Source organism: Rhizobium sp. 01L419 (genome assembly GCF_056400025.1).
The window spans coordinates 184580-196755 of sequence record NZ_JBFTSM010000005.1 but is presented as its reverse complement, the minus strand read 5'-3'; the positions used below and the strand labels follow the sequence as shown (position 1 = coordinate 196755).

At 60.7% G+C, this 12176-nt stretch carries 14 protein-coding genes and 1 pseudogene; 5 read left to right on the top strand and 10 right to left on the bottom strand.

The features are described 5' to 3' along the window. Positions 1-122: 122 nt before the first annotated feature. Together AC1DUP_RS12640 and AC1DUP_RS12635 are read left to right on the top strand one after the other, a co-directional pair. On the top strand, positions 123-1616 hold the full coding sequence (locus AC1DUP_RS12640) for a leucyl aminopeptidase (protein ID WP_477832811.1): 1494 nt from the start codon (positions 123-125) through the stop codon (positions 1614-1616). Continuing rightward, a complete protein-coding gene (locus tag AC1DUP_RS12635; RefSeq protein ID WP_477832810.1) occupies positions 1613-2062 on the top strand; it encodes a DNA polymerase III subunit chi in 450 nt (149 codons plus the stop codon). Before AC1DUP_RS12640 ends, AC1DUP_RS12635 begins: the two co-directional genes overlap by 4 nt. Positions 2063-2172: 110 nt before the next feature. On the opposite strand, the gene AC1DUP_RS12630 is transcribed toward AC1DUP_RS12635, so the two are convergent. The 5 genes and pseudogenes from AC1DUP_RS12630 to AC1DUP_RS12610 form a co-directional block, all read right to left on the bottom strand. Beyond that, on the bottom strand, positions 2173-2724 hold the full coding sequence (locus AC1DUP_RS12630) for a GrpB family protein (RefSeq protein ID WP_477832809.1): 552 nt from the start codon (positions 2722-2724) through the stop codon (positions 2173-2175). 75 nt (positions 2725-2799) lie between these two features. Then, positions 2800-3726, bottom strand: a complete 927-nt coding sequence (locus AC1DUP_RS12625; protein WP_477832808.1) for a Gfo/Idh/MocA family protein — start codon at positions 3724-3726, stop codon at positions 2800-2802. An 88-nt stretch (positions 3727-3814) separates the two neighbouring features. Next, positions 3815-4132, bottom strand: a pseudogene (locus AC1DUP_RS12620) (polysaccharide deacetylase family protein); the annotation flags it as partial. A gap of 47 nt (positions 4133-4179) precedes the next feature. Beyond that, positions 4180-6066: an ABC-F family ATP-binding cassette domain-containing protein gene (locus tag AC1DUP_RS12615; protein WP_113295341.1), complete on the bottom strand. Its 1887-nt coding sequence runs from the start codon at positions 6064-6066 to the stop codon at positions 4180-4182. A 108-nt stretch (positions 6067-6174) separates the two neighbouring features. After that, positions 6175-7227, bottom strand: a complete 1053-nt coding sequence (locus AC1DUP_RS12610) for a GGDEF domain-containing protein (RefSeq protein WP_477832807.1) — start codon at positions 7225-7227, stop codon at positions 6175-6177. Positions 7228-7475: 248 nt separating this feature from the next. On the opposite strand from AC1DUP_RS12610, the gene AC1DUP_RS12605 reads away from it, so the two are divergent. Both AC1DUP_RS12605 and ndk read left to right on the top strand, forming a co-directional pair. Continuing rightward, positions 7476-8165 (top strand): glutathione S-transferase family protein, encoded by a 690-nt coding sequence (locus AC1DUP_RS12605; protein ID WP_477832806.1) that lies wholly within the window; start codon positions 7476-7478, stop codon positions 8163-8165. Between the two features lie 83 nt (positions 8166-8248). After that, positions 8249-8671 carry a nucleoside-diphosphate kinase gene (ndk, locus tag AC1DUP_RS12600; protein WP_016553456.1) on the top strand — a complete coding sequence of 141 codons (423 nt, stop codon included), beginning with the start codon at positions 8249-8251 and terminating at the stop codon, positions 8669-8671. Between the two features lie 74 nt (positions 8672-8745). Here the strand turns inward: ndk and AC1DUP_RS12595 are convergent, their stop codons facing one another. Next, entirely contained in the window at positions 8746-9252 is a 507-nt protein-coding gene (locus AC1DUP_RS12595; RefSeq protein WP_113295256.1) for a hypothetical protein, read from the bottom strand. Then, positions 9249-9797 carry a CGNR zinc finger domain-containing protein gene (locus AC1DUP_RS12590; RefSeq protein WP_113295257.1) on the bottom strand — a complete coding sequence of 183 codons (549 nt, stop codon included), beginning with the start codon at positions 9795-9797 and terminating at the stop codon, positions 9249-9251. The genes AC1DUP_RS12595 and AC1DUP_RS12590 overlap by 4 nt, the downstream gene beginning before the upstream one ends. Positions 9798-9863: 66 nt before the next feature. Between AC1DUP_RS12590 and AC1DUP_RS12585 the strand changes: the two genes are divergently transcribed. Further along, positions 9864-10760 (top strand): branched-chain amino acid ABC transporter permease, encoded by an 897-nt coding sequence (locus AC1DUP_RS12585; protein WP_477832805.1) that lies wholly within the window; start codon positions 9864-9866, stop codon positions 10758-10760. On the opposite strand, the gene AC1DUP_RS12580 is transcribed toward AC1DUP_RS12585, so the two are convergent. The 3 genes from AC1DUP_RS12580 to pgsA are packed head-to-tail and all read right to left on the bottom strand — an operon-like array spanning position 10761 to position 12097. Then, positions 10761-11222, bottom strand: coding sequence for a molybdenum cofactor biosynthesis protein MoaE (locus AC1DUP_RS12580; protein WP_477832804.1), 462 nt, complete (start codon positions 11220-11222; stop codon positions 10761-10763). 33 nt (positions 11223-11255) lie between these two features. Continuing rightward, the gene (gene moaD, locus AC1DUP_RS12575) at positions 11256-11510 is read right to left on the bottom strand and encodes a molybdopterin converting factor subunit 1 (RefSeq protein WP_113295260.1); all 255 of its coding nucleotides are present in this window, start codon (positions 11508-11510) and stop codon (positions 11256-11258) included. Continuing rightward, positions 11507-12097 (bottom strand): CDP-diacylglycerol--glycerol-3-phosphate 3-phosphatidyltransferase, encoded by a 591-nt coding sequence (gene pgsA / locus AC1DUP_RS12570; protein WP_113295261.1) that lies wholly within the window; start codon positions 12095-12097, stop codon positions 11507-11509. Before pgsA ends, moaD begins: the two co-directional genes overlap by 4 nt. Positions 12098-12176: the final 79 nt, after the last annotated feature.

The window sequence follows — 12176 nt, the reverse complement described above, 5'->3', positions numbered from 1 at the left end:
GACGAAAGCCATTTGGCCGGGTGGCCGCGCGGAACATAACAACTGTCGCCGGCCATTGACAGACCCGGCAAACGCGAAATTATCCCTCTGGAACGGATTTCATGAATCCCATCGGAGAAGACATGTCTGCAAAATTCGAAATTTCATTCTCGAAATCGGCAAAGCTGAGTGGCGGCCTCGCGATTCTTCTGAAGACTTCCGAAGCGGAGGCAGCGGCCGGAGCTGAGATCGCCGATCCGGCGGGTGTGATCGCCAAGGCGTCGAAGATTGCGCGTTTCTCGGCAAAATCGATGGCCGCTCTCGACCTGGTGGCGCCGGAAGGCGCGCCCGTCGAACGCATCATCGTCATCGGTCTCGGCAAGGGAGCCGAGCTTACTGCTCATGACTGGCTGAAGGCCGGCGGCAGTGCGGCCTCGCGAATCAAGAACACCGAGAAGGCGACGGTTTTCATCGATGCACCGGGCGTGGAGGTCAGTGCCAAGGCTGCGGCGGATTTCGCTCTCGGCATGCTGCTGCGCGCCTACAGCTTCGATACCTATAAGACGAAGAAGAATGACGACGAGGAGAAGCAGGCGAAGTCGGTCAAGGTGACGATCGTCACCGCCGACGCGGCTGCCGCCAAGAAGGCCTTCGCCGATGCCGCGGCGGTTGCCGACGGCGTCAATCTCGCCCGCGATCTGGTCAACGAGCCGCCGAACGTTCTCGGCCCGGTGGAATTTGCCGCCAAGGCCAAGGATCTGGAAAAGCTGGGTGTCGAGGTGGAAATCCTCACCGAGCGCGAAATGCGCCGTCTGGGCATGGGGGCGCTGCTCGGCGTCGCCCAGGGTTCCGTTCGTCCGCCACGGCTGGCGATCATGCAATGGAAGGGCGGCAAGGGCAAAGACCGGCCGATCGCCTTCATCGGCAAGGGCGTCGTCTTCGATACCGGCGGCATCTCGATCAAGCCGGCCGCCAATATGGAAGACATGAAGGGCGACATGGGCGGTGCAGCAGCCGTCACCGGCCTCATGCACACGCTTGCTGCCCGCAAGGCGGCGGTCAATGCCGTCGGCATCATCGGCCTTGTGGAAAACATGCCCGATGGCAACGCCCAGCGTCCGGGCGACATCGTCACTTCGATGTCCGGCCAGACAATCGAGGTGATCAACACCGATGCCGAAGGCCGTCTCGTGCTTTGCGATGCGCTCTGGTACTGCAACGACCGCTTCAAGCCGCAATTCATGATCAATCTCGCGACGCTGACAGGCGCGATCCTGGTCGCCCTCGGCAATAGCCATGCGGGCCTCTTCTCAAATGACGATCCTTTGTCGGCGCAACTGACCTCGGCCGGTCTCGTGACGAACGAGAAGCTGTGGCGCATGCCGCTCGGCAAGGAATATGACAAGATGATCGACAGCAAGTTCGCCGACATGAAGAATACCGGCGGCCGCCTTGCCGGCTCCATCACCGCAGCGCATTTCCTCAAGCGATTCGTGCAGGATACGCCCTGGGCGCATCTCGATATCGCCGGCACGGCGATGGGCTCGGTGCAGGACGAGATCAACCAGTCCTGGGGCTCCGGCTATGGCGTACGCCTGCTCGACGAGCTGGTCCGCACCAGCTACGAAGCACGATGACGGAAATCCTCTTCTACCATCTGACCGAATCGAAACTGGAAGACGCGCTTCCGCCGTTGCTCGACAAGAGTGTCGAGCGCGGCTGGCGCGTTGCCGTCCAGATGAAGGAGGCTGCGCGGCGTGACACGCTGGATGCGCATCTGTGGACCTATCGGGAGGACAGTTTCCTGCCGCATGGTACGGACGAGGCCGATTTCGCCGAGGATCAGCCCGTTCTCCTGACCGTTTCGCCAGACAATCCGAATGCCGCCACCGTCCGCTTCATCGTCGACGGTGCCGAGCCGCCGGCCGTCGCGGATTACGAGCGGATCGTCTTCATGTTCGACGGCTACGATCCGGAGCAACTTGAAGGCGCACGCGCCCAATGGAAGAAGCTGAAAGGCGAGGGGCATAACCTTACCTATTGGCAGCAGACCCAGGAGGGGCGGTGGGAGAAGAAGGCCTGACTAGAGCATGTCGCGCAAAAGTGTGCCGCGGTTTTGCGATAACGACATGCAAAAACCAAGGCCTGAAGCGTGGCAAGCGGATCTGAAAGATCGCGACACGATTTAGGTCGTCAGGCGAGGCCCGCTTCCGCCAGAACCCTGTCGATGAAATCCTTCTTCGCGCCGGTATAGGCGGCGCGGCTCTCGGCATATTTCTGCGCAAGGCCGACCTTCAGCTCCTCATAGGCAAGCGCGAGAGGCGGATCCTTTTGCAGCCTGTCGCGGAAGAAGACGTTCCGCCTCCAGTTGAAGCCCTGATATTCGACGACATGGGCGAGATGCGTGCGCGTCTCGCTTGTGATGCCGCGGCCGAAGAGATGGTCGTCGGGCACGATGTCGGCACCGGCATAGTCGTAACCGATCGCTTCCATAGGCTTGATGCAGGCAAGTCCGTCATCAAGGCGCCGAACGCCGATCAGGATATCGATGATCGGTTTCGCCTTGATGCCTGGAATGGCGGTGCTGCCGAAGTGCTGGATGTCGATTGCCAGAGGGCCAAGCGCGTCGCGAATCCTGGCCTCCTCCAGCAGATAGGCCTCCCGCCACTTGGCATTGGGGTCGGCAAGCCTCACCGCCAGATGCGGGACGCCCAACCCAAACGATTCATCCTGCTCCTGCTGCATGGAAAACGTCCCTCACGTTTCGTTTTCCTATCTTAGCATTCTGCAGGCGCAATGGCATCTGCCTGCGAAATCCGATCAGTCGTAGAACGCCTCGACGAATTTGCGCTTGCCGAGCATGAAGGCATCGGCGACATGGCGCAGCGGCGCCAGATCGACATCCGACTTGCCGGCCTTGATGAGTTCGGCAAAACGGCGGTAGAGCGAAGGATATTCGGCTTCAGGTGCAGAGAATGTCAGCACGCCATTGACCGAGAGCTTCGAGCCGCCTTCGGAAAGAACCATCTGTCCCGCCGCCGTTTCGGCGATGATGTCCCAGCTCTGCTTGCCCGTCTGGCGCCAGTCGAATTCGGCGTGAACGGGAACGTAGTCGACATTGCGGAAATGCAGATCGGCAGCAATCGGCGAGTCGCGGTTTTCAGGGAATTCCAGCGTGCCGGCGCTGAGGAACATTGCCTTGGGCAGAATATGCGTGACGATCGAGAGCGCATTGATACCTGGATCGAAAACGCCGAGGCCTCCGGCCTGCCAGATCCATTCCTGGTTCGGATGCCAGTGACGCACGTCTTCCTTCCAGATGACGTGCATGCTCTTTATCTCGGTCGAGGCAAGGAACGACTTTGCGGCTTCGACGGCGGCTGCATAACGCGAATGCCAGCTTGCAAACAGCGTCGCACCCTGCTTGGTCGCGAGATCTTCCAGATCTGCGACTTCGCTCAGTGTTGCGCCCGGCGGCTTTTCGAGGAAAACGTGCTTGCCGGCGGCCAGCGCCTTGTAGGCAGCTTCGTAGCGATACTGCGGCGGCATGCAGAGCGAAACGGCATCGATCGAAGGTTCTGCTGCCAGCATGTCGTCGATCGACGTGTAGGCGGTAACGCCGTCTACCGTGCCGTTGCGGCTTGCCGTCGCCACCAGCTTGAAGTCGGCATTGGCGGCGATGGAGGGAAGGTGCTGGTCGCGGACGATCTTGCCGACGCCGACGATGGCGAGGTTGATGGCTGACATGGTGAAGCTCGCGTTCGGTGTTTCGCTAAAAGTATGACTTATTGCGCGCCGTTTTATCAGAAAGCGGTCCGTGGGCAAGTCATCGCTATCAGAGCGAAGCCATTTCCACCCGCGCGGAACTCTTCCTGAATTTCAGCGTCACTACCTTGTAACCCTCCGCCTCGAGTTTCGAAAGCAGTGTCGGCAACATCGTGGAGGTGCGTTTGTGAATGTCGTGCATCAGGATGATGCCGCGGCCGCGCTTATGCAGAAGGTCCATCGTCAGTTTGATGACAGCAACCGGCGTCGTATTGAAATAATTCTTGCAGTCGATTTCCACATCCATGACCACCATGTCGCGCGTGGCAACGGCAGCCCGGAGCTTGTGGTTCTCGGCGAGATAAGGGAAGCGGAAGAAGTTCAGGTTGCCTTCGGCCGACCCGGCTTCCAAAATGGTGGTCGGGAGATGACGCCTCAGCTCGCCATCGCTTCCTCATATTCGGCGGAAAGTTCGAGCCATTGCTCTTCGGCGGCGGCGAGCTTCGCGGCAGCTTCGCCGCGCTGCTTGGCTTTTTCGGCGGCTTTGGCGGGCGCTTTTTCGTACAGCACCGGGTCTGCAAGCTCCACATCAAGTCCCTGAATCAGTTTCTCCAACTTGCCGGTCAAGGATTCGATTTCGTTGATCTTTTTCTTGAGAGGGGCAAGCGAGGCGCGCTTGTCGGCATTCAGCTTGCGCTGATCGGCCCTCGATGCCTGGTCTTCAGACTGTTTCTGCTTTTCGTCGTCTTTTTTTTTGCCGGAGGCGACAATCAGGTCGCGATATTCTTCCATATCGCCTTCGAAGCTCGTCACCGTCCCGTTGTTGACCAGCCAGAGTCGATCGACGGTCGCTTCGATCAGGTGCCGGTCGTGCGAGATCAGGATGACCGCGCCGTCATAATCGTTCAGCGCTTCGATCAGCGCGCGGCGACTGTCGATGTCGAGATGGTTGGTCGGCTCGTCGAGGATCAGGAGGTTCGGCGCATGGAAGGCAGCAAGCCCCATCAGCAGGCGTGCCTTTTCGCCGCCCGAGAGATCCTTGGCCGCCGTCGCCATCTTTTCGGTCGCAAGGCCCATCTGTGCCACGCGGGAGCGCACCTTGGCTTCCGGCTCGGTTGGCATCAGCCGGCGCACATGCTCGACAGGTGTTTCGTTGGGCACGAGGTCGTCGAGTTGGTGTTGGGCAAAGAAGCCGATCTTCAGGCTCGGCGCCAGGCGCAAGTCGCCGCTCTCCGGCGCCAGCCGTCCCGAAATGAATTTCGCGAAAGTCGACTTGCCGTTGCCGTTCGAACCAAGAAGAGCGATGCGGTCGTCATTGTCGATACGCAGGTTAAGCCCCTTGAGGATCGGCTTGCCCGGCTCGTAGCCGACGGCGCCGCCGCTGATCGCGACGATCGGCGAGGCCGGTTGCTTTTCCGGCTCCGGGAAGGTGATCGGCTGGACGTGATCCTCGATGACGGCCGCAACCGTGCCCATGCGCTCCAGCGCCTTGACGCGCGACTGGGCCTGCTTTGCCTTGGAGGCCTTGGCCTTGAAGCGGTCGATGAAGCTCTGCAGATGCTTGCGCGCGGCGTCGTTCTTCGCCTTGGCCTTCATCTGCAGCTCGTCGGCTTCCGCCTTCTGCCGTTCGAACTGGTCGTAATTGCCGCGGTAGAAGGTCAGTTTCTTCTGGTCGAGGTGAACGATGGAATTGACCGCGTTATTGAGCATATCCCGGTCATGGCTGATGATGATGACAGTATGCGGATAGCGGCGGATATACTCCTCCAGCCACATCGTGCCTTCGAGGTCGAGATAGTTGGTCGGCTCGTCGAGCAGCAGCAGGTCCGGCTCGGTGAAGAGCACGGAGGCGAGCGCCACGCGCATGCGCCAGCCACCGGAGAAGGACGAGGCGGGCCGTGCCTGCGCTTCCTGATCGAAGCCGAGGCCCGAAAGAATGCTGGCGGCGCGTGCCTCCGCCGAATGGGCGTCGATATCGACGAGGCGCATCTGGATCTCGGCGATACGATGCGGATCGGTTGCGGTCTCCGCCTCGGCAAGCAGTGCCGCGCGCTCCTTGTCGGCAGAAAGCACGATCGTGATCAGCGAATCCTCTGTTCCCGGCGCTTCCTGCTTCACCTGACCCATGCGCGCATTCTTCGGGATCGATATTGTCCCGCTTTCCGCTCCCAGATCGCCGGTTATGACGCGAAAGAGAGTGGACTTGCCGGCGCCATTGCGCCCCACGAGCCCGGCTTTCGTGCCTGACGGCAGCGAGACGCTGGCATGGTCGAGAAGCAGGCGGCCGGCGATGCGGGCAGAAATATCTGAAATCGTGATCATGGGCGCGGTTTTGGCCGAAAGCCGCCGCCAAGGCAAGATGGGAGCGACGAGCTTTGATGATCGACCCATCCGCTGCGCCAGATGCCGCGTGGTTGTTGCTTCAGAGCGTCAGCGCCCGAAAGCCTGCACCGGCTGGCGCGGATTGGTCCGGGCGGCGAGCAGCGCCACGCGGGCATTGGCCTGGAGCTGGCCTGATGTTGCGGCATCGCCGCTCAGCGCCACGCCGACCGAAATCGTCAGGCCGCCCGCTTCCGACGTGTCGGAGGCCGCGAAGATGAGATTGTCTTCGACCGAACTGCGCAGACGCTCGGCGATCGCCAGGGCATCCTGCATGCCGACATTGGCGAAGAGGCAGGCGAATTCGTCGGCTTCCGTGCGGGCAATGAAATCGTTCTTCTTCACCGTCTTGCGGAAGAGGCTGGCGAGCTTCTTCAGAAGCTTGTTGCCCGTCTGCGTGCCGTAGCGGGCGTTCAGCCCCTTGAAATCGTCGATGTCGATCATGACCAGCGCGCTGCCTGCAGCCCCTTCTTCCTGGCCATAGAGATTATCAAGCGCCCGATTGAGGCCGATGCGGTTCGGCAGGCCGGTGATCTTGTCGGTGACAGCAGCAGCCTGTACCGCCGAAATGCCGCGCTCTAGTGTCGTCAGCCGTTCGATATCCTCTTCCAGCCTGGTGCCGATCGTCTGTTCTGCTGCAAGGACGGCGGAAAGCGAGGAGGCGAGATATTCGACCTCTGCCATGAAATCGGCAAGGCTCTGGTGATCCTGCTGACCCGAGACGGATCTGAGGACGGTTTCGCAGGCACGCGTGAAGGCCCGGTGATGCAGGCGACCCTCGGCCAGCCGTTCCGCCGTTTCCTTGAGTATTCGGCTCGCCTCGTTGCGCGAGCGGTCGCCCGCCAGCCCGTAGTGGCCGACGAGCCTGTAACGCAAGCCGAGTTCGTCCAAGGCCTCCTGCTGCGGATGCGGGCCAAGGGCGGCGATATCCTGCGCCAGCCCGGCATTCAGGCCGATCAGCGCTTCGTAGAACAATTCGTAATTGCGTGGCAGGCCCGCCACATTGAGCCGCATCATGTGCTGAGCGACTTTCTGGATATCGGTCACCGACGCCGGTCGGGCGGTCTCGCGTGCATTCAACGCATTTGCAACGGCAGTCGGCATGACGATCCCCTCATTGCCATCGGCTCCTATACTTCCGCTATGCAGGTAAGCTTTTAAGAGACATTGAATTTTCAAACTTTCTCGGGCGGGAAGCAGCAAAACCGGTTAACGCGGTCTTGCTGTGTTCCGGTCGGGAGTGGCCGAATCCATTTCGGCAGCGGACGCGATGGGCGCCATGAAAATTCCTGATTTGATCGCATCGGCTTTTGGGCGTGGAATGAAACAATTGCGATTGCGAAAGGACGGCCATGACCAGAGCTCTCTATTCCCTGTGCGGCGCCGACGAGCGTCACTTTTTCTCGCCGCATTGCTGGAAGGCGGTGATGGCGTTGGCCCACAAGGGCCTCGATTTCGAGGAAGTTCCAACGACATACGGCCGCATTGCCGATATCGGCGGCGGCTTCTCCAAGACCGTACCTGTCCTTGATGACAATGGCCGTCTGATTTCCGACAGCTTCGATATCGCCCTTTATCTGGAGGAGGCCTATCCGGACCGTCCGTCGCTTTTCGGCGGCGAGGGCGGCAAGGCCCTGTCGCGCATGGTCGAGGGCTATTCGCAGATGGTCGTCCACCCGGCGATCATGCGGATTGCGCTTCTTGATATTCATTCGATCCTCGATGAGGGCGACAAGGTCTATTTCCGCCTCCGTCGCGAAGACCGCCTGGGCAAGCCGCTGGAGGAATTCGCTGCTGGCCGCGAGACGGAGAGGGAGGCTTTTGCCGCCAAGCTGGAGCCGATGCGTCACATGCTGCGGTTCCAGCCCTTTATCGGCGGCGCCAGCCCGCTCTTTGCCGATTACATCGTCTTCGGTGCGCTGCAATGGCTGCGCATCGCCGCCGGCCTTGCCATGCTGGCTTCCGGCGACCCCGTCATGGGCTGGTTCGAACGCTGCCTCGATCTTCATGAGAGCCGGGGCCGGACTGTGACAGCGGCGTGAAATTGCCGGAGACCCCTTGTTTTCGGGCGGTGAGGCGGTTAAAGACCGCCCACTTTTCCCCGATGAGTATGAGGATCCGACATATGGCGATTGAACGCACCTTCTCGATGATCAAGCCGGACGCAACGAAGCGCAACCTTACGGGCGCTATCACCAAGATGCTCGAAGATGCCGGCCTGCGCGTCGTCGCCTCCAAGCGCGTCTGGATGAGCAAGCGCGAAGCCGAAGGCTTCTACGCCGTTCACAAGGAACGCCCTTTCTTCGGCGAACTCGTCGAAGGCATGACCTCCGGCCCGACCATCGTTCAGGTTCTGGAAGGCGAAGGCGCCATCCTGAAGAACCGCGAAATCATGGGCGCAACCAACCCGGCAAACGCTGACGAAGGCACGATCCGCAAGGTCCATGCTCTCTCGATCGGCGAAAACTCGGTTCATGGTTCCGACGCTCCGGAAACGGCTGCCCAGGAAATCAAGTACTGGTTCTCCGACACCGAAATCGTCGGCTGATTCAGCCGCAGAGCATTCCCTCGGAATGCATTGAATTGACTTATGAAAGCCGGGCTCATCCCGGCTTTTTATTTTCAGGCCGGACATTTGTCGGTGTTCGAAAAATCCGTGGTCCCGTCCGGTTTGAAAACCTCCGGGTTCTTCTCGTATCCCGCGCCGAGCACGAGCGGCCTGCTCGGCAGCACCGTCTGGTCGAGATCGGATTTGAACTGCGTCTTCAGCTCCTGCAGCAGCTTGCCATCCTTGTCGACCAACCTGACGGTGACGGCATAGGGCCGGTCCTTAACCACGCAGTGCAGGTTCTCGCTCTGGACCGAGATCTTGTCCTCCATCGGGAAGATCTTCTGGTTCAGCACCAGCGGCGCGCCGCCCTGGGGGTTTTCGAATTCAGCGACGATGGTCGACCCGTCGGGAATGGGCGCCGTCTTCTTCAGCGTCAGCAGATAGGTGGCGCTGGCGACGCGGTAGTTGAAGACGAACAGATGCCCTGTCACTTCCAGCATGCTTTCGGCCTCGCGCTGGCAGGCGGAGAGCAGAAGCCCTGTTGCGGCTAGAGCCGTGATGATCGAGCGCCGCTTCATGGCGTCTCCTCCTTCTTTTTCCTCCGGTAGTGCCTGTTAGCCTTGGCGCGGTTGCCACAGACGGCCATGTCGCACCAGGCCCGACTCTTGTTCTTGCTGCGGTCGATGAACAGCCAGCCGCAATTGCCGCAAATCTTCATCCGCTCCGGATCGGACATGGCGATCAGCCGCAGAACCGAATGGGCCGTTGCCGCATCGAGACCCTTTTCCGCAGCACCCCGCAGCGTGCGCGCCAGCGCTTCCAGCAGTTCGGCAAGAAGCCGGTCGTCATTGCCCCCGAGCACGCGCTGGCGGAAATAACGGTCAGTCGCTTCGCGCAGTTCGATGAAGTTCGCTCTATTCTGCGCTCCAACCGGCACTATGTCGCCGAAAAGTGCCCGTTCGGCGCAGAATTCCTGCGCCGCCTCGGGGAAACGCTCCATTTGCTCTTCGGCCGCGAAGCGGTCGATGCGGCGCGCAGTATCGTGACGCAGGATGACGCTGTTGGCGACATCAAGCGCCAGTGCGCCGCCGGAAAAACGGTGAGAGGTCCAGGAAAAACTCATGGGAAAAATATAACTGGTAAAACACATTTTGCCAGTTATTATTTTAAGCCGATCTGGAGTGACGGAATGGCCTATCTTCTGCAGCAACTGGCGAATGCGGTGCCGCTCGCAGCGCTCTACGCTGCGCTTGCCTTCGGCTATTCGATCGCCTTCGGTGTCACGAAGCGGGCCGACATCACCTATGGGGCGATCATCGCCTTCGCCGGCCAGATGCTGCTCTTGTTCACGGACATGGCCTACAATCGCCTGTGGCTGGTGCTGCCGGCGGCAATATCGATCGGCATCTGCGCCTCGCTGATCTATTCGGTGGGGGCCGGGGTCTGGATCGGCCGCTTCGTCATGCAGCCGCTCGCCAGCAAATCGCCGAACACGGTCATCGTCGCCGCACTCGGCATGATGATCGTGCTGATGGAGACGGCGCGCCTTGCCGCCAATACCCGCGCCATCTGGCTACCGCCGCTCTTGAACGACAACGTCACCTTCTGGAGCAACGGCACCTTCAGAGTGACGCTCACCTATATCCAGCTGCTGAATACGATCTTGATGTGCGCGATCATCGTGATCGGCGCGCTGATCCTCAAGCGCACGGCCTGGGGTCGCCTGTGGCGCGCCGTTATCGACGATCCGCTCGCCGCCGAGCTCTGCGGCACCAGCGCCAGTCGCGTCTTCCTGGTGTCTTATGGGGCAGCGGCAGTCGTCGCTACCTGCTGCGGCATCCTCGCGACCTTCTATTATGGCTCGATGGATTTCGGTGCCGGGTTGATGTTCGGCCTCAAGGTGCTGATGATATCAGCCGTCGGCGGCTATTCCGATCCGCTGCGTTCGGCGGGCGGCGCTGCCGGCCTGGCACTCGTCGAGACGCTCTGGGGCGCCTACGGCTCCTTCATCTGGCGCGATCTTGCCATCTTCTCGCTGCTGGTTTTCCTGCTGGTGTTGAGCCGGCGGGAGCGCGTCGTGCTCTGATTATTTCCAGCGGTCGCGCGCCGTGTCGTCGGCATCCTTCGCCGCGATCCAGTCGCCGGTGCGACCGTCCTTGCTGTGTTCCTTCTTCCAGAAGGGAGCCGATGTTTTCAGGAAATCCATGACGAAGCTCGCACCGTCGAAAGCTGCCTGCCGGTGCGGTGCAGCGGCAACGACCAGCACGATATTCTCGCCGGCGGCGATCTTGCCGAAGCGGTGGATGGCCGTGAGGCCGCTGAGCCCGAAGCGCTTTATAGCGAGTTCGCCGATGCGGGTGATCTCGGCCTCGGCCATGCCGGGATAATGTTCGAGTTCCAACGCCGAGAGGATGCCGCCTTCATCGCGGCAGAGGCCGGAGAAGGTCACGACCGCGCCGATGCCGGGTTTGCCCTTGGAGAGCCGGTTGACTTCCGCCTGAAGGTCGAAATCGTCGCGCTGGACGCGGATTGTGGGGGTAATGGTCACAGCAGGCTCCTCGGCCCGATGGTACGGCTGTTCTCAGCCGCCCGTCATCGGCGGGAAGATACCGATCTCTTTGGCGCCGCCGATCGGCTCGTCATGTTCCACATGTTCCTGGTCGATCGCCACGCGGATCACATCGGGGTATTGAAGGGCCATCTCATATTCTTCGCCCAGGCCCTTCAAATGATTCAGAAGATCGGAAACGCTGACGACGGAGGAGGGGAGTTCGATCTCCTCCTCGCCCTTGCCGATGCGCTCGCGTACCCAGGCGAAATAGACAAGCCGTGTCATTCTTCGTCGTCCACCACGTGTTTCAGTCCGGCGCGGAAATAATCGTAGCCGGTATAGATCGTCAGAAGTGCGGCGATCCAAAGCAGCGCAATCCCCGTCCAGGTCGTGTAGGGGAAAATGGTGTCGCCCGCCGGGCCGGCAAGCAGGAACGCGATGGCTACGAGTTGCAACGTCGTCTTCCACTTGGCGATGCGCGTTACCGGCACGCTGACCTTCAGTCCCGCCAGATATTCGCGCAGCCCCGAAACCAGGATTTCGCGGCAAAGAATGATGATCGCCGCCCAGAGCGACCAGCCGGCGATCGTTCCGTCGGCAGCGACCAAAAGCAGGATGGCGGAAACCAGCAGCTTGTCGGCGATCGGGTCCAGCATGCGGCCGATATTCGACGTCTGGTTCCAGATGCGCGCGAGATAACCGTCGAGGAAATCGGTAAGCGACGCAATGACGAAGATCCACAGCGCCACCCAGCGCGCCGTATCGCTGCTGTTCAGCCGTCCTTCGATGAAAAAGCAGACGACGATCAGCGGTACCGCCAGGATGCGGCCGTAGGTGAGGAGATTGGGGATACTATACGCACGCGATGCCATGATGCGGTTCTCTTTGATAATGCGGCGGTAGATGACGGCTTTGCTCCTCGACCGTCAACATTCTTTCTGTTTTTTCGCT